Origin of the sequence: Streptomyces sp. enrichment culture (assembly GCF_964273145.1) — a bacterium.
Lineage (GTDB): Bacteria > Actinomycetota > Actinomycetes > Streptomycetales > Streptomycetaceae > Streptomyces.
Genome location: NZ_OZ186873.1, coordinates 60,553 through 80,795 on the forward strand (window position 1 = coordinate 60,553; position 20,243 = coordinate 80,795).

At 72.5% G+C, this 20,243-nt stretch carries 17 protein-coding genes; 5 read left to right on the forward strand and 12 right to left on the reverse strand.

Translation table 11 applies throughout. The features are described from left to right. Positions 1–59 precede the first annotated feature (59 nt). From ACSU6Z_RS00365 to ACSU6Z_RS00380, 4 genes are all read right to left on the reverse strand, one after another. Positions 60–2,102 (reverse strand): beta-galactosidase, encoded by a 2,043-nt coding sequence (locus tag ACSU6Z_RS00365; RefSeq protein WP_437041696.1) that lies wholly within the window; start codon positions 2,100–2,102, stop codon positions 60–62. A gap of 59 nt (positions 2,103–2,161) precedes the next feature. Further along, positions 2,162–3,508, reverse strand: a complete 1,347-nt coding sequence (locus ACSU6Z_RS00370; RefSeq protein WP_437041698.1) for an ABC transporter substrate-binding protein — start codon at positions 3,506–3,508, stop codon at positions 2,162–2,164. Positions 3,509–3,596: 88 nt separating this feature from the next. After that, positions 3,597–4,544: a carbohydrate ABC transporter permease gene (locus ACSU6Z_RS00375; protein WP_437041699.1), complete on the reverse strand. Its 948-nt coding sequence runs from the start codon at positions 4,542–4,544 to the stop codon at positions 3,597–3,599. A 7-nt stretch (positions 4,545–4,551) separates the two neighbouring features. Next, positions 4,552–5,478 carry a carbohydrate ABC transporter permease gene (locus ACSU6Z_RS00380; RefSeq protein WP_437041701.1) on the reverse strand — a complete coding sequence of 309 codons (927 nt, stop codon included), beginning with the start codon at positions 5,476–5,478 and terminating at the stop codon, positions 4,552–4,554. 561 nt (positions 5,479–6,039) lie between these two features. On the opposite strand from ACSU6Z_RS00380, the gene ACSU6Z_RS00385 reads away from it, so the two are divergent. After that, positions 6,040–7,038 carry a LacI family DNA-binding transcriptional regulator gene (locus ACSU6Z_RS00385; RefSeq protein ID WP_437050119.1) on the forward strand — a complete coding sequence of 333 codons (999 nt, stop codon included), beginning with the start codon at positions 6,040–6,042 and terminating at the stop codon, positions 7,036–7,038. A gap of 398 nt (positions 7,039–7,436) precedes the next feature. On the opposite strand, the gene ACSU6Z_RS00390 is transcribed toward ACSU6Z_RS00385, so the two are convergent. The 5 genes from ACSU6Z_RS00390 to ACSU6Z_RS00410 form a co-directional block, all read right to left on the reverse strand. Continuing rightward, positions 7,437–7,826, reverse strand: a complete 390-nt coding sequence (locus ACSU6Z_RS00390) for an STAS domain-containing protein (RefSeq protein ID WP_437041703.1) — start codon at positions 7,824–7,826, stop codon at positions 7,437–7,439. Positions 7,827–7,854: 28 nt separating this feature from the next. Next, the gene (locus tag ACSU6Z_RS00395; RefSeq protein ID WP_437050120.1) at positions 7,855–9,036 is read right to left on the reverse strand and encodes a PP2C family protein-serine/threonine phosphatase; all 1,182 of its coding nucleotides are present in this window, start codon (positions 9,034–9,036) and stop codon (positions 7,855–7,857) included. Positions 9,037–9,874: 838 nt separating this feature from the next. Further along, positions 9,875–9,997: a hypothetical protein gene (locus ACSU6Z_RS00400; protein ID WP_437041704.1), complete on the reverse strand. Its 123-nt coding sequence runs from the start codon at positions 9,995–9,997 to the stop codon at positions 9,875–9,877. Next, positions 9,973–10,773: a serine hydrolase domain-containing protein gene (locus ACSU6Z_RS00405; protein WP_437041707.1), complete on the reverse strand. Its 801-nt coding sequence runs from the start codon at positions 10,771–10,773 to the stop codon at positions 9,973–9,975. Before ACSU6Z_RS00405 ends, ACSU6Z_RS00400 begins: the two co-directional genes overlap by 25 nt. 495 nt (positions 10,774–11,268) lie before the next feature. After that, entirely contained in the window at positions 11,269–12,099 is an 831-nt protein-coding gene (locus ACSU6Z_RS00410; protein WP_437041709.1) for a class I SAM-dependent methyltransferase, read from the reverse strand. 73 nt (positions 12,100–12,172) lie between these two features. On the opposite strand from ACSU6Z_RS00410, the gene ACSU6Z_RS00415 reads away from it, so the two are divergent. The 3 genes from ACSU6Z_RS00415 to ACSU6Z_RS00425 all read left to right on the forward strand — a co-directional run bounded on the left by ACSU6Z_RS00415 (position 12,173) and on the right by ACSU6Z_RS00425 (position 15,531). Further along, complete coding sequence (locus ACSU6Z_RS00415; RefSeq protein WP_437041711.1) at positions 12,173–12,760, forward strand: TetR/AcrR family transcriptional regulator; 588 nt, start codon at positions 12,173–12,175, stop codon at positions 12,758–12,760. A 524-nt stretch (positions 12,761–13,284) separates the two neighbouring features. After that, complete coding sequence (locus ACSU6Z_RS00420) at positions 13,285–14,337, forward strand: bacteriorhodopsin (RefSeq protein WP_437041712.1); 1,053 nt, start codon at positions 13,285–13,287, stop codon at positions 14,335–14,337. Positions 14,338–14,343: 6 nt separating this feature from the next. Then, positions 14,344–15,531, forward strand: a complete 1,188-nt coding sequence (locus ACSU6Z_RS00425) for a Brp/Blh family beta-carotene 15,15'-dioxygenase (RefSeq protein WP_437041714.1) — start codon at positions 14,344–14,346, stop codon at positions 15,529–15,531. A 165-nt stretch (positions 15,532–15,696) separates the two neighbouring features. Here the strand turns inward: ACSU6Z_RS00425 and ACSU6Z_RS00430 are convergent, their stop codons facing one another. Then, positions 15,697–16,230, reverse strand: a complete 534-nt coding sequence (locus tag ACSU6Z_RS00430; RefSeq protein ID WP_437050121.1) for a 2'-5' RNA ligase family protein — start codon at positions 16,228–16,230, stop codon at positions 15,697–15,699. 493 nt (positions 16,231–16,723) lie between these two features. Here ACSU6Z_RS00430 and ACSU6Z_RS00435 point away from each other — a divergent pair, with 493 nt between their 5' ends. Continuing rightward, on the forward strand, positions 16,724–17,686 hold the full coding sequence (locus ACSU6Z_RS00435; RefSeq protein ID WP_437041715.1) for a YihY/virulence factor BrkB family protein: 963 nt from the start codon (positions 16,724–16,726) through the stop codon (positions 17,684–17,686). 786 nt (positions 17,687–18,472) lie between these two features. Here ACSU6Z_RS00435 and ACSU6Z_RS00440 read toward each other — a convergent pair. Both ACSU6Z_RS00440 and ACSU6Z_RS00445 read right to left on the reverse strand, forming a co-directional pair. Further along, a complete protein-coding gene (locus ACSU6Z_RS00440; protein WP_437041717.1) occupies positions 18,473–19,129 on the reverse strand; it encodes a response regulator transcription factor in 657 nt (218 codons plus the stop codon). Then, positions 19,126–20,235, reverse strand: a complete 1,110-nt coding sequence (locus ACSU6Z_RS00445) for a sensor histidine kinase (RefSeq protein WP_437041719.1) — start codon at positions 20,233–20,235, stop codon at positions 19,126–19,128. Before ACSU6Z_RS00445 ends, ACSU6Z_RS00440 begins: the two co-directional genes overlap by 4 nt. Positions 20,236–20,243: the final 8 nt, after the last annotated feature.

A 20,243-nucleotide genomic window follows, 5' to 3' on the forward strand; every position in this document is an offset into this window, starting at 1 on the left:
GGGCGGGCGTGTGCGTCCTCGGGGCGGGCGTGTGCGTCCTCGGGGCGGGCGAGGGGGGTTCAGGCGAGCGGCTGGCGCAGTACGGCGACGGCCCGGGGTGCGAGCGTGAGGGTGCCGTCGGCGGTCAGGGTGCCGAGCAGGGCGTCACCGGCGAGGCCGGGCACGGTGACCGTGTCGTCGGTGCGGTTGACGAGGAAGCGGAAGCGGGCGTCGGGGCCGCGGCGCACGGTCGTCTCGACGAGTCCGCGTGCCGCCGGGGGCAGGTCGCTGTGCACACCGGCCGGCTCCAGCAGGCGCGGGAGGAGCGAGGTGAGGCCCCGCGTCCCCAGGCGGGTGGAGACGTACGCGGCCGATCCGCTGCCCGCCGGGCGCCGGGTGACGGCGGCGCGTCCCCGGTACGCGCCGGAGCGGTAGTGGGCGAGGACCTCGGTGTCGGGGGCGGTGACGGTGATCCGGTCGGTCCACAACGTTCCCGTCACCGGACCGTCGAGGGCGACCTCGTCCCCGGCGAGGAGGGGTCCGAACTCCTCGATGCGGATGCCGAGCAGGTCGCGCAGGGCGCCCGGGTAGCCGCCGAGCCACACGTGGTCGTTCTCGTCGACGATGCCCGAGAAGTAGGTGGTGACGAGGTGGCCGCCCTGTTCGGTGTAGCGGGTGAGGGCCTTGGCGAGATCGGCCGGGACCACGTGCAGCACCGGGGCGATCAGCACCTGGTGCCGGTGCAGGTCGCCGTGCGGGGTGACGAGGTCGGCGCGGATGCCGAGGGCGAGGAGGGCGGAGTACCAGTCGAGTGCCTCCTGCCGGTAGTCGAGCAGGGAGGTGGGGTGGGAGTCCTGCTCGCTCACCCACCACGACTGCCAGTCGTAGAGGATGCCGACGGGGGCGGGCTCGCGCTCGCTGCCGGCGATCGGCGCGAGCGCCTTCAGCGTGGCGCCGAGGTCGCCGACCGCGCGGAACAGGTCGCTGTCCTCGCCGGCGTGCGGCACCATCGCGGAGTGGTACTTCTCGGCGCCGGCCGCGGACTGGCGCCACTGGAAGAAGCAGACCGCGTCGGCTCCGTGCGCGACGTGCAGCAGCGAGTCGCGAGCCAGGTCGCCGGGCCGCTTGGCCAGGTTGACCGGCTGCCAGTTGACGGCGCTGGTGGAGTGCTCCATCAGGAACCAGGGCCGGCCGCCGCTGATGGCGCTGGTGAGGTTGGCGGAGAAGGACAGCTCGTCGCGGTCCTGGGGGCCCGGGTGGACGTAGTGGTCGTTGGAGACGAAGTCGATCTCCGCGGCCCAGTCGGGGTAGTCCATGCCCTTCGTGCCGCCCGTCACCATGAAGTTGGTGGTGACGGGGACGTCCGGGGTGATCTCCCGCAGGATCTCCCGCTCGGCGCGCAGATGGTCCTTGAGCGCGTCGGAGGAGAAGCGCTTGAAGTCCAGCTGCTGGGTGGGGTTGGGGTGCGAGGCTGCCAGCCGCGGCGGGAGGATCTGCTCCCAGTCGGTGTAGCGCTGCGACCAGAACGCGGTGCCCCAGGCGTGGTTGAGCGCGTCAAGGGTGCGGTAGCGGGCGCGCAGCCAGTCGCGGAAGGCGCGGGCGGCGTCGTCGGAGTAGTCGTAGACGTTGTGGCAGCCCAGTTCGTTGCTGACGTGCCAGGCGACCAGTGCCGGATGGCCGGCGTACCGGGTGGCCAGCTCCCGCACCAGGCGCAGCGCGTGACGGCGGAAGACGGGTGAGGTGGGGCGCCAGTGCTGGCGCGCTCCCGGCCACAGGGTCTCACCGGTGGCCGTGACCGGGAGGATCTCGGGGTGTGCCGTGGTGAGCCAGGGCGGCGGGGAGGCGGTGGCCGTGGCCAGGTCGACTCCGACACCGCCCTGGTGCAGGAGGTCCATGACCTCGTCGAGCCAGTCGAAGTCCCAAGTGTCAGGGGCTGGTTGGAGGCTGGCCCAGGAGAAGATCCCCACGGACACGAGGTTGACGCCGGCCTCGCGCATCAGGCGTACGTCGTCCCGCCAGACGGAGCGGGGCCACTGCTCGGGGTTGTAGTCGGCGCCGTAGAGGAGGTGTGGGGCGCGGTCACCGCCCGTTCCGCGCGTCCGGGACAGGAGGGTGGAGATCATGGTGGTCCTTCCGGGAGGGGTCCGCGGGCGGCCCGGGGCCGGGCGCGCCGCGCCGGCGGTCACTTCTCGACGGTGAAGCCCTGCTCGCTGCCGTACTTGACGGAGGCGTCCTGCCAGGCCTTCAGGCCGTCGGCCAGCTTGGTGTGCGACACGTAGGCCTTGCCGACGGTGTCGTTGAAGATCGAGTTGGCGTACACCTGGTAGGGCAGGTACGACCAGTCGTCGGCGACGTTCGCGGCGGACTCGGCGAAGATCTTGTTGGCCCGCTGTCCTCCGAAGTACGGGAAGGCGGTGTCCTGGAAGGCCGGGGAGTTCAGCTGCGCGACGGTCGCCGGGAAGGCCCCCTCCTTCACGCGGGTGTCGACGCCCTTGCCGGCGCCGGCGTACTCGACGAACGCGTAGGCCAGTGCCTCGTTGCTGCCGAGCTCGGGCAGGGTGAGGGCGCTGCCGCCGTTCTCCGCGCTCACTCGGGCGCCCGCCGTCCACTGGGGCAGCGGGGCGACGCGCCAGTCGCCGGCGGCGTTCTTGACGCCGGAGGCGAAGTTGGCGGGCATCCAGGCGCCGGCGACCAGGGTCGCGATGGTGCCGTCGCCGAGGCCCTTGTACCACTCGTCGGACCAGCTGGTGACCGGGGCCAGCAGCTTGTCGTCGAGGAGCTTCTGCCAGGTGTCGGTGTACTTCCTGGCGCCCGCGTCCGTGAAGTCGATCTTCACTTTGGTGCCGTCGACCTTGTAGGGACGTGAACCGGCCTGCCACAGCATGCTGGTGGTGAAGCCCGCCTCGCCGATGTCGCTCGTGATGTACGCCTTCGGGTCCGCGGAGTGCAGGGCGCGGGCCGCGGCCACGTACTCGTCCCAGGTGGCGGGCACCTTGATCTTGTACTTGTCGAAGACCTCCTTGTTGTAGAACAGCGCCATCGGCCCGGAGTCCAGGGGCAGTCCGTAGATTCCCTCGCCCCCGGCCCTCACCCCGTTCCAGGGTCCCGGGGAGAAGGAGGCGGAGAGCTTGTCGGCGCCGAAGCCCTTGAGGTCGGTGAGCTGCTCGGTCAGCGCGTACTGGCCCATGGCGTAGTACTCGATCTGGGCGACGTCGGGCACGCCCTTCCTGGCGGACATGGCGTTCTGCAGCGCCTTGTACTGGTCGTTGCCGGTGCCCGCGTTGACCAGGTCGACCTTGACGCCGGGGTGCTCCTTCTCGAAGTCGGCGGCCACCTGCTCGAGCGTGGGCTCCCATGCCCAGACGGTGAGGGTGCCGCCCTTCTTCAGCGCGGCCCGGACGTCGGCCTCGGTGAGGGGCTTCTTCGCGTCCGAACCGCCGTCGCCGGACCCGCCGCAGGCGGTGGCGCCGAGCGCCAGGGCGGTCAGGAGGCCGACGCCGCGCAGCAGGCGGCGGGAGTACTTGCGCATGGGCGTACTTCCACTTCTTGCCGGAACACCGGCGGGTGAGGGTCGAAGGACGGGGGCTGGGATGGGGAGCGGAGGGGGCGGGCGCGGCTCATTCCTTGACGCTTCCCGCGGCGAGCCCCGACCGCCAGTACTTCTGCAGCATCAGGAACGCGGCGATCAGCGGGACGATGGTGACGAGTGAGCCGGTGATGACCAGGTTGAACACGGGCTGGCCGCCGGCGGTCGCGGCCTGCGCGTTCCAGCTGTTGAGGCCGAGGGTCAGCGGATACCAGTCCGGATCCTTGATCATGATCAGCGGCAGGAAGTAGTTGTTCCAGGTGGCGACCATGGTGAACAGCGACACGGTGACGGTGCCCGGTGCCAGCAGCGGCAGGGCCACCTGGAAAAAGGTGCGGATCTCGCTCGCGCCGTCCATGCGGGCCGCCTCCAGCAGCTCCGTCGGGACGGCCTCCCCGGCGAACACCCACATCAGATACAGGCCGAAGGGGGAGATCAGCGAGGGGATGATCACGGCCCACGGGGTGTTGGTGAGTCCCAGGTTGCTGAACATCAGGAAGGTCGGCACCGCCAGCGCGGTCCCCGGCACGGCGACGGCCCCGATGACCACGGCGAGGACGGCACGGCGCCCGGGGAAGGCGAACTTGGCCAGCGCGTACCCGCCCAGCACCGCGAGGAAGGTGGCGCCTCCCGCGCCCACCACGACGTAGAGCACGGTGTTGAGCAGCCAGCGGGTGAAGACGCCGTCGTGGTAGGTGAACGTCTCGGTGATGTTGTCCCACAGGGCGAAGTCGCCGTCGAACCACAGGCCGGGGGAACGGGACAGTCCCTCCTGGGTCTTGGTCGCGCTGATGACCAGCCAGAGCAGCGGCACCAGGCTGTACAGCAGCACCAGAGCGGTGAGCGCGGTGAGCAGGACGCTGCGCCGGGGCCGGCCCGCCGCAGGGCGGCGTCGGGCGGACCGGAGGCGGGGCACGGCTCCGGCGGGGCGGGGCCGCCGGGCCTTGGTGCCGGACGAGGCGGTGGTGGTGGCCGTCATCGCTGTCTCACGCTCCCCTGCGCATGCCGCGCAGCTGGACGACATAGGCGATGACCACGGTGATCAGGCCCATGACGAGGGCGACCGTCGCGGAGTAGTTCTGCTGCTGGCCGGAGAACGACAGCGAGTACGTGTAGAAGTTCGGGGTGTAGTCCGTGGTGATGGCGTTGGGGGCCAGTTTCTGCAGCACACTCGGCTCGTTGAACAGCTGGAAGCTGCCGATGACGGAGAAGATCGTGGCGATGACGAGGGCGCCGCGGATGGCCGGCAGCTTGATGGCGGTGATGACCCGGATCTGCCCGGCGCCGTCGATCTCGGCCGCCTCGTAGAGGGACTGGGGGACCACCCGCAGCGCCGAGTAGAGGATCAGCATGTTGTAGCCGACGAACTCCCAGGTCACGATGTTGCCGATGGAGGCGAGGACCAGGTCCGGGGAGAGCGGGTCGGGCAGCGACAGGCCGAAGGCGTCGTTGAGGTCGCCGACCAGGCCGAAGCGGGTGCCGTACATGAAGCCCCACATGAGCGTGGCGACCACGGCCGGCACCGCGTACGGCAGGAAGATCGAGATACGGAAGAAGCTCTTGCCGTAGAGGCGTCCGCTGTCCAGCGCGAGCGCCACGAGCAGGGCGACGCCGAGCATGACCGGCACCTGGACGCACAGGAAGAGGGAGACCCGGCCGAGCGCGGCCCAGAAGTTCTCGTCCCGCAGGGCCGCGGTGTAGTTGTCGAGGCCCACGAACGTGGTACCGCCGATGAGCTGGTCGCGGAAGAGGCTCAGGTAGAGCGAGTAGGCGATCGGCGCGAGGAAGACCAGGGCGAAGACGACCACGAACGGGGCGATGAAGCCCCAGCCCGCCCAGGAGCGACGGTCCCGTCCGGTCGGGGGTGGTGCCAGCTGCGGCGCGGCAGCCGCCGGCGGTTGCAGCGTTGTCATGTTGTTCCTCGCACTCTCGGGATTGCGGAACAAGCGGCGGTGGACCGGCCCGGGTCCAGTGCACGAGGCCCGTGGGTTCGTGCAGACATCGCGTTGCGGCGTGACCCCGCGCTGTTATGTTTACGTAAACATCCGACGGCGGCATGTCTACCCCTGCCGAGTGACGCCGGTCAAGGGTCCGGTCGGGAGCGAGGGTGCGGGCCGGACCGCCGGGCACCGGAAATCCCGGGGCCGCCGACGCGGTCGGCCCTGCGGCCACCGCGAGCCGCAGGGAGCGCGGCCGTCGTGACCGACTCGCTCCGCGCCACCGCAGGAATGTTATGTTCACGTAAACATCCCCTGATGCCTGCGGAACCGCGGCGTCAGTGGCGGTCGAGTGGTCTGCCACGGTGAACCGTCACTCGAACCACGACGGAAGGCGGCTGACGGCCAGTGGACATGGCTACGACACGTTCGTCGGACACGTACGGCTCCGGGGCCGCCGCAGCCTCCGGCGACGCGGCGGGAGCGGACGCGGCCGGCGGCCGCGTCCGCTCCCGCCGCGGCCCCCGCACCGCCTCCATGGCGGACGTCGCCCGTCTCGCCGGCGTCTCCTCCCAGACGGTCTCCCGGGTGTCCAACGGCTATGCCGGCGTGAACGAGGAGACCCGCCGCGCGGTGCTCGCCGCGATGGAGCAACTCGGCTACCGCCCCAACAGCGCGGCCCGCGCGCTCAAGCGCGGCGAGTTCCGCACCATCGGCGTCATCACGTTCACGCTCGCCACCACCGGCAATGTGCGCACCCTGGAGGCGATCGCCACCTCCGCGGCGCAGGAGGGGTACGCGGTCACGCTGCTGCCGGTCGCCGTGCCCACCCAGGACGAGGTGCGCGGCGCCTTCTCCCGGCTGGAGGAACTCGCCGTCGACGCGGTGATCGTCATCATGGAGGTCCACCTGCTGGACTCGGCGACGATCACCCTGCCCCCGCACGTGCAGGTGGTGGTCGTCGACTCCGACGCCGGAGACCGGTACACGGTGGTCGACACCGACCAGGCCGGCGGCACCCGGACGGCGGTGCAGCACCTGCTCGGTCTGGGGCACGACACCGTCTGGCACCTCGCCGGCCCCGAGGGCTCCTTCGCCGCCCAGCGCCGCACCGACGCCTGGCGCGCGGTCCTCACCGAGGCCGGACGCGTCCCGCCACCGCTGATCCAGGGCGACTGGTCGGCCGGGTCCGGCTACCGGGCGGGACGGGAACTCGCGCGGCGGGACGACTGCACGGCGGTCTTCGTGGCCAACGACCAGATGGCCCTCGGGCTGCAGCGCGCCCTGCACGAACACGGCCGGCGCGTCCCCGAGGACGTCAGCGTGGTCGGCTTCGACGACATTCCCGAGGCCGCGCACTTCCTGCCCCCGCTGACGACCGTCCGCCAGGACTTCGCGGAGGTGGGACGCCTCTGCGTCCGGGCCGCGCTGCGCAAGGTGCGCGGCGAGGGCGCGGAACGCGGCACCACGCTGGTGCCGACCCGGTTGGTGGTGCGCGGCAGCACGGCACCGCCGCCGCGCCGGGACGCCCGCTGACCTGGGCGCGGCGGCGGACCGTCCGTGAGCCCGGCGTCGTGCCGTACACCGCGTCCTCGTTGCCGACGATCCGCGCGCGGTACCGGAGGGCGCCGGTTGGGGAACGCGACGGAATCCCGCCCTCACCCACGCCCCCGTATGGCTCCTCGCCACCGGGTCCCGCGTGACCGGTCGGGCGGCGCTCCTGCCGCGGCGCCGTCCGCTGCGGGCGGGACGTCGACGAGTTGCCCGCGGTCGATCTTTACCGGCTTGCCGCCCGAGGCGGTGGAGCAGGTGCGGTCGAAGCGGACCGGCTCGATCGCGTCCACGTCGACGAAGTCACTATGCCGACTGCCTGCGAGCGGCCCGACACGATTCCGTCCGGCCCTGTTGTGCCACCGGCGTCGGCTTCAGCCCCGTCACAAGTGCTCGGGCGGGCCGTTGGGGACGGCGTCCACGGTGGGATAACTGCGCAGCACCTGATCGGCGCCGGTCAGGGCCAGCATGCGCCGTACACGTTCGCTGGGTGCGATCAACATCAGGCCGGCGCCGGTGGTCCTGGCCGTGCGGTAGGCCTCTATCAGGCAGGTCAGCCCGGTGGAGTCCAGGAACGTGACACCCGAAAGGTCCACGAGCACGCTGTGGCCGCTGTTGTGCAGGAGCGGCTGCAGGACGTCGGCGAGCCGCGGGGCGGTGTGCAGGTCGAGATCACCGAAGACCGACACGAGGGAGCGGTCGGCACGCAGTGAGCGCACCCGCAGCTCCAGGGTGTCCTGCCGGTCGGAGGAGGCGGGTCGGTCGATGCTCATGACCGCTTCTTTCTGCGCGGGCCGCGGATCACGGGGTCAACTCCTGCTGGTGGCCGCCGCGCCACTCGGTGAGCAGCACGGTGGCGTCGTCATCGAGCTTGCCGTCGTGATGGTCCAGCACCGCCGCCATCAGTCGGCGCAGCGTCTCGTGCAGGGTGTGCTCGCCGGAGTGATGGCGCAGGATGAACTCGATGAAGCGGTCCCGTCCGAATTCCCTGCTCCGGGCATCGCGGGCCTCCACGACGCCGTCGGTGTACAGCAGCAGGCGGTCCCCGGGCTGGAGCTGCTCGGTGGCCTCGGTCACGGGCAGTCCGAGGTCGGCGCCCATGGGGCCGGCCGGGGGGCAGGCCAGTTCGGTTGTCCGCCGGTTGCCGCGCAGCAGGATCGGCAGGTGGTGGCCCCGGTTGATCCAGGTCAGCCGTCCGGTGTCCATGTCGAGGTCGGCGAGGATACCGGTGACGTAGCGACTGGTGCCGAACTGCTCGATCAGAGTGTTCTCCACCTGCCGGCTGGTCCTGGCCAGCGAGGCGCCCTGGCGGCGGGCGTTGCGGCAGGCGGCCACGGCGACGTTGGCGGTGATCCCGGCGGTGGTGTCGTGGCCCATGGCGTCGAAGACGCCCAGGTGGAGCGTGTTGCCGGCCACCGCGTAGTCGAAGCTGTCACCGCCGACCCGGTAGGCGGGCTCCATCACCGCGCCCACGGTGGCCTCGTGTCCGGCGTAGGCGGGCGGCGGAGTGAGGTTCCACTGCATCTCCGCGGCGACGTTCATCGGCTCGGTACGCACCAGCCGGGCGTAGGAGTCGCTGAAGGAGCGCTTGCTCAGCAGTAGCAGGGCGGTCATCGACGCCAGGTCACGCAGTGCCTGGCGGAGGGGTTCGGTGTCGGTGTCGGTGTCGGCCCGCAGCGCACCCAGCCGCTCCACACCGTCGGTGATGGCCACCCACCACCGCCGCCGGCCCGTAGCACCGCCGGCCTTGCCCGGTTCGGCGAGGAGGGTCACACGCTGATACGCCTGGCCGGGCAGGCTGCCCTGGATGGAGAACTCCCGGCCGCCGTCTCCGGCATTCAGCCCCCGACCCGTGAGCTGGCGCAGCACCGTCTCCCGGATGTCCACCACGAACACGGCCGTGTCGTACATACCGGCCGCAGCGGCGTGCTCGGCGACCAGCCGGGGAAGCTCTTCGAGCGTGACGGTGTGGCTGGCCTGCATCAGCCGCACCAGCGAGGACGCCGCACCCCCTTCAGTCACCCCTGCCGCCCTCGGCCGGGCCGCACCACGGCAGGCAGCCGGACTCCGCCACAGCCACACACCTCACGCGCAAGGCCCCTTCCCGCTGCTCAGACGTACGCACCCGCCCACGCTCATCACGGACGTCCCGGCCGACGGCCCCCGAGAACGTGCGGGCAGGCCACCGTTCCAGCAAAGCGCAGCATTCCCGCCCCTGCCACCCGGCCCGGCCGCCGGTGGCTGCCCCGGCGGGCCACCGGGCAGGACGTCACCGGCCGCTGCCACTGTCGAACCGTCGCCCGCAGGGTTTCGACGGAGGGGCCGACTGCGTCGGGAAGGGCCGGTGGGCACCGACACCGCTCCGAACGCCGGGAGTATCAGTGGCTGCCGGGAGCATCGGCTCATGACTGACCGTGCTGCTTTGATCACTGCGTGCCGGGATGTCGCTGCGGCGGCCTTCGACGGCGAACCCGACCACGGCTGCGGGCCGGCCGCACACGTGCCGGCCGGGCTCGGCTGCTGCGTTTCGCCGTGTCCACGAGGACGGTGCCGTGGTGGCGGCCCTCGCGGGTGGCGTACTCATCGACGCCGACCACCCGAGGCGCGGGCACGACCGGCTCGGGCAGCGCGTCGATCAGGCGCAGGACCGTGCCCCGGCTGACAGTCACGCCGAGGACGGCGGCCGGCCGACGCCCGCCTGGGTCCCGGCCGGGACAGGCGTCTCTCGCCAGATCAGATCCTCGCCGCACACGTCCGCACGCGGCGAGGTCCTTGCGCCTCGCTGGTTCCGGGCCGCGCGCATGCCGGCCGGGAGCGGCCGTCACGCCATGGCAGCGGGCAGCGCGAGGTCGTTGATGCGCTGCAGACGGGAGAAGTGCGACCGTCCCTCCACGAATCCGGCGGACAGGAAGACGACCGTCAGATCGCGCTGGGGGTCGACCATGAAGCCCGTCGAGGCGCCGCCGACGGCGGTGATGGTCTCGGGCGAGGCGGTGAGTCCGGCCGCGTTGAGCACGTGCCCGTACCCCGGACGTAGCCGCCGAGGAGCGTGAACCGCGCCGGCACGGGGTCCAGCCCTCTTGCCTCGACCTCGAAACCGAAGGCTTCGTGGAGGAAGTCACCGGTGTGGTTCTGGCGCGCGCAGTCGAAGAGAACAGCGGAGATGGCCCGATAACCGTTGCACGTGCCACGGCCACGGAACAACTCGGTGAACCTGGAGACGTCGTCGATGGTGGCGCAGGCGTTGCCCGAGGGCACCACCGCGTTCTCGTCCATGGCCGTCTCGAGCATCCGCAGCATCATCGGGGTGCTCGGCTTGGTGTTCTGCGGAGTGAACGAGACGGGCACCCGGCCCGGCGCGTCCAGGGGAGCACCGAAGCCGGTGTTTTCCCTCCCGAGCGGAGCGAAGAGCTCCTCCTTGGCGATCTGCGCGAAGCCACGCTTGTGGGGGTCGGTGTTGACGAGGATCTGGCCCAGCAGGCCGAATCCCACTCCGGAGGTGCAGATGGAGCGGGTCCCCGGCGCGTAGACGGCCGGCATGGCGCAGATCGCTGCGGTCTTGGCCTCGAGGTCGCCGATCCGGTCCGGCCCCAGCGGCGGGGGCACCATCGCGAACGGCAAACCCCCGGTGTGATCGAGCAGCTGGCGTACGGTCACACGGGCCTTGCCGGCCACTCCGAAGCCGGGCACCGGGCCGGCCACACCGTCCAAGTCGTCCACACCCTTTTGACCTGCGGCCATTCGGGACGAAAGAGGTCAACGGTCGACGAGAGGAACTGCGGCGACGCATGACATCGAGGTGACGAGTCGTACCCAGGCGCGCATGCCCGGCAGGACCAGGCGTGCGAGGCGGGCCGGGCGTGCACGTCGACGGCCATGGCCAGCTTCGCATCGGCCTCGGTGACGTCCTCCACCACCCGGGAACGACAATGCCGGCGCTTGTCCACGATCAGGGGAAGCTTCGTTTCGGCCGGTTCCCCAACCGGAGACGGCGGCCGACGACCAGCCGGCTCCGATCGAGCATGCCCGCATCAAGCACCGTCACCAGGCCGACGGTCCCCGCACCACTGGTCGGCGCGGGGCGCGGGGCCCGCCGAGGCCCGGTGCGAGAAGCGGGGGACCTTACCGCTTGTGAGTCCCCTCCCCCGCCTCCCCGGGGGCGTCACCGGGCTCACCGGTCCGCTCGCACCCGGCGATGCCCGAAATCCACTGCGGTCAGGCTGTGTTGGAGCGCACCGAAGTGATCACGACGGATGTGTAGGGCATGGTGACGTGGCCGCCGAGCTTGTCGATCGCGGATCCGGCGCTGTCCAGGACCTCCGCCATCTCGTCCGCGGGGAGTCGGGTGAGGCCGCCGAAGGTGGGGAGCTGGTCGAGCCACTCCTCTCGGGAGTAGGTGCGCTCCCAGGCGAAGCGCCACTGTTCCGGCTCGCTGAACCGGCCCGTCCGCCGGATCCCGTCGGCGATTCTCGCGAACAGCGGCTGGTAGGCGTCCATGGCTGGTTCTTTGAGCAGGCCGGGGTTGAACGGAGAGCGAGGAGCGACCCGTTGGAGTGCCTCGGCGAGGGCGTCGATCACTTCGGCCGGGAGTTGGGGAACGTGGTGGAAGGGGGCGAGTCGGCCACCGGGCCGGAGCACCTGGGCCGCCTTGGCCGCGCCGGCGACGGGGTCCACCCAGTGCCAGGCGGTGCCGGCGATGACCGCGTCGAACTGCCGCTCGGCCGGCTGCCAGTCCTCGAACCTGGCGACCTCGACCTCGACACCGCTGCGCCGCGCGAAGGCGGCCATCCGTTCGTCGGGCTCGACACCGAGCACCGTGCAGCCGGCCGCCTGGAATTGCCGGGCCTCGATGCCGGTCCCGGCTCCGACATCGAGGACGTGCCGACCGGGGCTTGCCGCGACGATCCTGTCCACCAGGGCCTGGGGATACGGCGGTCGGGCGCGGTCGTAACGTTCGGCGTCCACTCCGAACGACTCGGCCGTCCGCCGGTGGCGGTGGGGCTCGGGACCGGACTTGTCCGGCTGTCCCTGCGATAAAGTGGGCATGCGCCCATACTAATGGGCGGTCGCCCACTTGTTGAGGCGGGGCGGCGCGGAAAGGGAGACAATGCCGTCAGGGGTGCACATCCACAACGTGCGCGGCCAGTTGTTCGAAGCCGCCGAGCGCGTCCTGCTTCGGGGCGGGCCCGACGCGTTGACCAGCCGGGCCGTCACGGAGGAGGCGAACTGCGCCAAGGGTGTGCTGCACCGGCACTTCACCGACTTCGACGCTTTCCTGACGGAACTGGTCCTCGAGCGCATCCGCGACATCGAGGACCGGACCACGACCCTGTGCGCGGCCGCCGGCACCAAGAGCGTGGTGGACAACCTCACCGACGCACTGCAGGACCTGTTCGAGCCGGTCACGGTGGCGATCGTCGCGCTCGTCACCTTCCGCGACGGCCTCCGCGCCCGGTTGCGCGAGGCCGGTCTGACCGGCATCCCACTGGTCGTGCAAGGTACCGCATTGATCGCTGCTTACCTCACCGCCGAGCGGGAGTCGGGGCGCCTGGCCGGCGACGCCGACATCGACACACTTGCCCCCACCCTCGTCGGGGCCGGGCACCTGCTGTTCGCCGACCGGACAAGCGCCCCACCGCAGGCAGCCACCCTCCGCACGATGGTGGCCACCGTCATCGCCGGCGCCTTGCCCCCACCCCGGTCGTGACCCAAGCGCCCGGGTCGCATGTCGCCCCGCCCGCCCCTGCCCGCCGGATCCGGTAGGCCTCCGTGGTTCCGCCCCAGGTCAGGCGTCGTATGCCCGGGAAGGTCCGCTGTGCGGGTACGGGGGTGTTCCGGAAGCATACGGCGACTGCCGTGAGGCGAGCGCGTCGTCCCCGCCGGTGCGGCGGGGTGTTCCGATCGGATGCTCGGCTACGTTCACGGCTTCGGGTTCCGGCTCCCCTTCCGTGAAGGCGGCGCACCCCGCCGCGCCGACCACCGGGGCACCGTCGATCAGGGCAACGGAACCCCGCCGCGGCAAGGCCGATCCCCGCCTCGGGCGGCCCCGCGGTCACCGGTGCCGCCCTGCCCGGCCGGGACGTCGCTCCGGCGGACCCGCTCCGGTCGCCGTCCACCCGGTGTCTCCTTAGCGTGGTCGCGTACTCGAGCGCGTGCGCCGGCCGGCGCACGCGCACCGGGTGGACGGCGGGTTCCGTCGTCCACCCGGCCGCTCCGGCCCAGGGGACGGTCATGCTGCTCGCACGGACGGCGGGCGCCGCTTTCGGCGCCGCGGAGAAAAGCGGCACCTCCGTGCCGGCGGCGCCCCCGGTGCGGGGCGAGTTCTCCGGCGTGTTGACCTACACGGCGGGCGAGTACCGCATGGTGCAGTACGCCCTGATGGCGACGGCTCTGGCGCTGCTGGCGGGTTCCCTGCACGCCTTCGTCACCCGGAGCGAGACGTCCCCGCGCTACCGGGCGGCGAGCGACGCCAGCGCCCTGCTCCAACTGCTGGCCTTCCTCGCCTACGTGGAGCTCTTCATCAGCTGGAAGACCTCCTTCACACTCCGGGGGGAACGGTACGTACCGCTGGCCGACACCGAGTTCGACGGCGGGATGCGGTACGCGGACTGGTCGGTCACGGTGCCGCTGCTCGCCGTGGAACTGCTCGCCGTGTGCGCCGTCGCCGGACGGCGGTTGTCCGTGCTGCGCAGCACGGCCGTGATGGCGTCCTTCCTGATGATCCTCGCCGGCTTCCTCGGCGCCCAGGTGCTCGACAACGGCAACCGGGTGCTGTGGCTGGTGGTGTGGGGCGCGATCAGCACCGTGTTCTTCCTCGTGCTGTACGCGGTGCTGGGCTACGCGGTGCTGGCCGGCCGCGACGAGCTGTCGCCGGAGGCGTACACCGTTCTGAAACGGGCGACCGTCCTGCTGCTGAGCGTCTTCGGCGCCTACCCGCTGATCTACCTGATCCAGCAGTCCGTCGGCCCCGGTTCCCACCTGGTGGCCTGGGCCCTCGTCACCCAGCTCGGCTTCTGCGCGGCCGATGTCGCCGCCAAGGTCTGGTTCGGCATGCTGATCCACAAGGTGGCCAAGATGCGCACCGCCGAGGACATCCGAAGCGGCACCGGGACCCACCCGGAGGAGGTGTGGATCTCGCACGTCAAACGGGCCGACGCCTGGCCCCCGGTGGCGGCGGCCCTGACCGGGCACAGCGCCCACCCGGCCCCGCTGCCGGTGCGTGAGGGCGGCGGGGACGGCACCGGCGGGGACCACGGGCGCGGTGGCACCGGCACGGCCCGGTGACACCCGGTGGCCGCTCCCGGCCCGGCGGCCCGCCTGCTGGTGCCGGCCGGCCGGATCTCCACCGGTGCGGTGGCGGCCGTGCTCGCCGTCGACCTGGTGGCACCGCAGATGTGGCGGCGCTGGGCGGTCGCGGTGTTCCTGACCGGTCTGGTGGCCGGCCTGCCGCACGGTGCCGTCGACCACTTGGTGCCCGGCTGGTTCCGGCGCGGCCCCCGGTTCGCGGCCGGACACCGCACGCTCGTCCCGCTCGGCTACGCCGCGGCGGCAGCGGCCGTCCCCGCCGCCGCCCTGGCCGCGCCGGCCTGCGTGTTCTGTGTCTTCCTGGCCGTCTCCGCACTGCACTTCGGCTACGGCGACGCCCGGTTCTGCGCCCTGCGCGACGGCCCGACGGGCCCGGCCCCGCGGGCGGTGCACGCCCTCGCCCACGGAACGGTCACCGCCGTGCTGCCCCTGGCGCTGTGGCCCGCGCAGGTGCGCCCGGTGGTGCGGCAGCTGGCCCCCGGCGCCGACTGGCTGCTGGCCGCGCCGGCGCGGACGGCCGGCACGGTACTGGCCGGAGCAGCCGTGGCGGTCTGCTGCGGGACGGCACTGCGCGGCGGACGGCACCGGCAGGCCGCCGAACTGCTGTTGCTCACCGCGCTGTTCAGCCTGGTACCCCCCTTAGTGGCGTTCGGCACCTATTTCGGCGCCTGGCACTCGGTACGGCACATCGCCCGGCTGGTCCTGGCCGACCCCGCCAACGCGCCGGCGCTGCGGGCCGGGCACACCGCAGCGGTGCTGCGCAGGTTCGGCCGTCAAGCGGCCGTCCCCACGACCGCCGCGCTGGCCACCCTCACCCTCCTCACCGCCCTGCCCCGCGCCCTCCCGGCGGACGGCCGGACAGCCGCCGGCGGAGTGGTCCTGCTGGCCGCCCTCACCTTCCCCCACCTGATCGTCGTGGCCCGCCTGGACCGTGGTGAGGGGCGCCCGGAGCCCGGGCCTGGGCGCGGGCCCGGACGGACCTCACCACCGCGCGCCGCCCGGTACGGAGCGGCCGCCCGCTCACCGTCCGGCCGCTGCCGGGACGACGGGCGGCGCGAGGTCTCCCGAGGCGCACCAGGGACTCGGGATTGGGACGCCCCCTTCGCACCGCCCCCGGAGCGCCCCGATCGGCCCTCCCTCCGGTCGCGTGGGGGGCTTCCTCCCGACCGGTGACCGCGCGGCGAACCGGCACGGGGACGTGCCGCGCTCACCCGCGGGTCGCCCGGTAGGGGGGATCACCGGCGGATGCCGGGGAGGCGCCTCTCACGGACGCGCGGCCACCGGAGCCGGCGCGGGCTGCCACTTCGCGGTGCGCCGGGCGGTTGGGGCCGGGGCGCCTCAGGAACGGGGCTCGAGCACCTCCAGGGCGCCGGTTTCGGTGTCGTAGCTGCGCAGGATGGTGAGCCGGGCCGACAGCGGCGGCGCCGGCAGCAGTCCTCGGATCCGCCGGTCGGCGAAGGCGCCGGCCCGCCTGGTCCGGCCGAGGGTGACGTGCGGGTTCCAGCGCCCGGGTTCATGCAGGGGGTTGAGCGTTTCGGGCGGACTGTCCGAGACCACCGCCTCCCACACCCGGCGGTGCACGTCGGCCAGCGCACCGTCCGGGTCCAGCGCCCAGGCCAGCACCGAGAGGGGCCGCTCGAAACGGACCACGCCGGTGAACCGCACCGGCAGCGGCAGGGCGGCGGCCACCTCGGCGAGCACCCGGCGGATCGGGGCGGTCAGCTCCGGGCAGGCGGCCAGGGTCAGGTGCGGGCTGTTGGTCGGTGAGCGGTGACGCGCCTGACTGGGCAGCCCCGCATCCGCCAGCCGCCGCCAGGCCTCCCGGACCGCCAGGTCCGCCGCCTCATCCAGCAAGAGCTCCACCGTGCGCACCATCCGCAGCCTACCGGCGATCGCCGGTGACGCCCGTCCTCGAAACGGTGAGGACGGCCTCCGGCGGCGGCCCGGCGCGCAGGCGGCGGTGGCGAAGAGGGCCGGTCCGGCCGGGAGGCGCAGTACCGGCGGCGGCAGGGCGGCCGGAATCCGGCGCACGGCCCCGGGGCGGCGTCCCGGCACCTCGTCCAGGACCAGGGTTGAGCGGTCAGTGGGCCGCACGGGTACGCCGGATCGGTGACGAGGAGGCCCTCCGGCCGGGATGCGGGGCGAGGGATGCGTGCGCCGGTCGGGGACGTCGGCGCCGCGCGCCGGGTCCGCGGCTTCGGTGGGCACGAGCGGCGACGGACGAGGCCGTGCCTCGCCGCGGGCGGACGGCACCGGGTGCGCGGCATGAGGGCACAGGGCGCCCCGGCGCGTCGCGCGCACGCCTGCAACGCGCACGGCCGGGCACACGGTATCCCTGGGCGAGGGGACGAGGGAGACGCAGACGATGGGGACGGTCGTACACGTTCCGCAGACGCGGGACATGATCGGGGAGGAGCTCTCCGGCGACGAGGCCTTTACCGCGCTGCGCCGCTACGGCGGTGTGCAGCTGCTGGTCGACGCGTTCGCGCGGTTCCGGTACGCCGACGGCTTCACCAACGCACGCGGCCTCGGCTTCCAGATCGTGCTCGGCATGGTGCCCTTCACGATCGCCCTGGTGGGGGTCGCCACCGCCGCGCACACGGAGAGCGTCGGGCGGATCATCGAGCTGACCCTGGGCCGGATCGTGCCCGGCGCCAGCTCCGAAGTGGTCGAGGAGGCGCTGACCGGGACCCGGCGCAGTGCCCACTCCGATGTGTGGAGCACGGTCGCGCTCTGGCTCGGCCTCGCCTTCTCGGCGCTCAACCTGGCCTCCGCCATGGGCCAGGTGGAACGCGGCGCCAACCGCATCTACGGCATCGAACGCGACCGGCCCTTCCCGTTCAAGTACGCCAGGGCCCTGTTGCTCGCCTTCGCCGCGGGCGTCCCCATGGTGCTCGGCTTCCTCGTCCTGGTGGCGGGCGAGGCGGTGGGCGAGTCGACAGCCGAGGCCTTCGGCTGGCCGCGGATGCCGACGTGGTGGGCCGTCGTGCGCTTCCCGCTCGGCGCGGTGCTCGCCTGGATCGCCTCCGCGGTCATCTTCCGCTGGTCACCGCGCCGCGACCAGCCCGGTTACACCTGGCTGGCCTTCGGCTCGGCCGTGCACCTGGTGCTGTGGGTCGGCGCCACCTGGCTGCTGACCCTGTACGTCGCCAAGAGCGGTTCCTTCGGCGCGGTGTACGGCCCGCTCACGGCGTTCGTGGCCCTGCTGCTGTGGGCCAATCTCACCGGCGTCGCGCTGTTCCTGGGCATCGCCTTCGCCGCCCAGCTGGAGGCGGCACGGGCCGGTCTGACCGACCCCGTCCACCCCGACCCCGGTCCCGGCCCCTGACACCGGACGCCGTCCCGGCCCCGGACACGGATCACGCGGCCGGCGCGAGCGTGGTCGATGCCGTTCCGCGGGCTGTCCCTTGGGCGATCGGGCTGCGGTGTCCGAGGCGGGAGTGCGGGCGTCGGGTGTGGTACCGGCGCAGCCGGCGGAACGCGTCGAGGCGGGCCTCGTGCGCGCCGGTCCGGAGCGAGCGCGCGGAGACGGCCTCCCCCCTGGGCCAGGTGCCCGGCCCGGAGGCCGAGGCGAGGACCCGTACGCTGCCGGATCGCTCGGGCGGGGGCGCGGTACGGCTCGTGGACGGCCCCGCAGGGGCGGCGATCGCGGTCGTCCGGGACCGCGCCATCGCCCCGCGCTCTACGGCCCGAGGGACCCGTTCAACGAGGCGGCCGCCGCGTTCCGCGTGCAGGCTTCCGGCGGGCTCGGTGGTCCGTATGCGCCGGTGCTGCCGCTGACGGCCGGCGACTCCGGGCGGCCCGGGCGACCAGGGCTGCTGGGCTGCACCGGGGGACTGCGGTTCGTCCGGATCGAGGCGTTCGACACCGACCAGGCCGCCGGCCGGAAGAGGAAGGCAGCCGGGGCGGCCGGCCCCGCGCCACTGCGCCGATCCCTGCAAGGAGCGGAACACCGCCGAGCGCCCGGTCGACAAGCTGAAGGCCCGGCCGGGCATCCCGACCCGACCCGACACGACGTCCGGGAGCCACCTCGCCGGCCTGCGCCTCCACACCTCGATGATCTTCATCACCGCTCTCCTGAAGGCACCCGGCCGACCACCGCGTCACACAGGTCCTAGCCGTCCACGAGGCCGGACTGGTAGGCGAAGACCACCAACTGTGCGCGGTCGCGGGCTCCGAGCTTGATCATCGCGCGTGAGACGTGGGTGCGCGCGGTGGCCCGGCTGACGACGAGCCGGGCGGCGATCTCGTCGTTGCTGAGGCCTTCGCCCACCAATGAGACGATCTCGCGTTCCCTCGGTGTCAACGTCTCCAACCGGGGATGGGGGCGGAGCCTGCGTGACGGACGGGTCGCGAACTCGCGGATCACCCGGCCGGTCACCGACGGGGACAGCAAGCCCTCCCCGTCCACCACCAGCCGGATCGCGTTGAGGAGGTCGGCGGGGTTCGTGTTCTTGAGCAGGAAGCCGCTGGCGCCGTACCGCAGGGCGTCGAAAACGTAGTCGTCGAGTTCGAACGTGGTCAGGACGAGGACCTTGGTCCCGGCGAGTTCGGGGTCCGCGGCGATTCGGCGGGTGGCCTCGATCCCGTCGATGCCGGGCATCCGCACGTCCATCAGCACGATGTCGGGTCGCTCCGTGCCCGCCAGGGCGACGGCTTCGAGGCCGTCGCGGGCCTCTCCTGCGACGGCCATGTCGTCCTCGTTCTCGAGCAGGGTACGCAGCCCGACCCGGATCAGGTCCTGGTCGTCGGCGAGAACCACACGGATCACGGCCGGCTCCCGGTGGGAATCGTGGCCCGGACCCGATAACCGCCATCCGGGTCCGGCTGTGCGGTGAATGTACCGCCGAGCGCCGCGACGCGTTCCCTCATGCCGGCGATTCCCGTCCCCTCCCCCGGATGGACGCGGACCCGCTCGCCCGGATTGGTCACCTGGACCGTGACGACGTCGGCGCCGTAGTCCACGCGGACCGTCGCGGTGGAGGTGCCGGCGTGACGGAGGACGTTGGTCACCGACTCCTGCACGATCCGGTAGGCCGCCAGGTCGACCGCCGCGGGCAGCGTGCGGGGTTCGCCGTCGGTCACCACCTTCACCTGCAGGCCGGCGTGGGCCATCCGCTCGACCAGGCCCGGCAGGCGGTCCAATCCCGACGTCGCGGTGCGCGACTCCTGCCTGTGCCGCACCGAGTACAGGGTGGCGCGCAGCTCCTCGAGCGCGGCCGCACTGGTCGTGCTGATCGTCCGCAGCGCCGTCTCGGCCTGCTCCGGGCGCTTGGACAACACGTGCAGCGCGACATCGGCCTGCATCTTGATCGCCGCCAGTCCGTGCCCGACCACGTCGTGCACCTCCTGGGCCACGCGCATCCGCTCGTCGTGGACCTGCTCCCGCAGCACCTCCGCCCGGGCCTGGGCCCGGGACTGCCGGGCGAGACGCACCGCCGTGCCCACCGCGTACGGCACCGCGACCCACGCGGCGGCGGGCACCACGCCGAGCCACAGCCGGTCCGGGGAACTCTCCCGGAACACGTGGGCGAGCAGTACGGCGAACACCAGCGCTGCCGCTCGTCCGGCGGTCCGGGGAGGCAGGTGCCGCGCCACCGTGTAGACGGCGACGAAGAAGCACGCGAGGATCGGCCCGTAGGTGTAGCCCAGCAGCAGGTACGCCGACGTGCTCGCCGCGGTCACGGCGAGCACGAACAGGGGCCGGAGCCGTCGCACCGCGAGCACCAGGGCGGCGAGCGCCACCAGGCCCAGTGCGACGGCGTCCGCGGGGCGGCGGCCTGGCGTGTCCGCGAACGCGGTCCCGGCCAGGCCGACGCCGAGCAGCCCGAGCGCCGAGATGCCGTCGGCCACGTACGTCCGTCGGGTCTGGGTCAACACGGCCC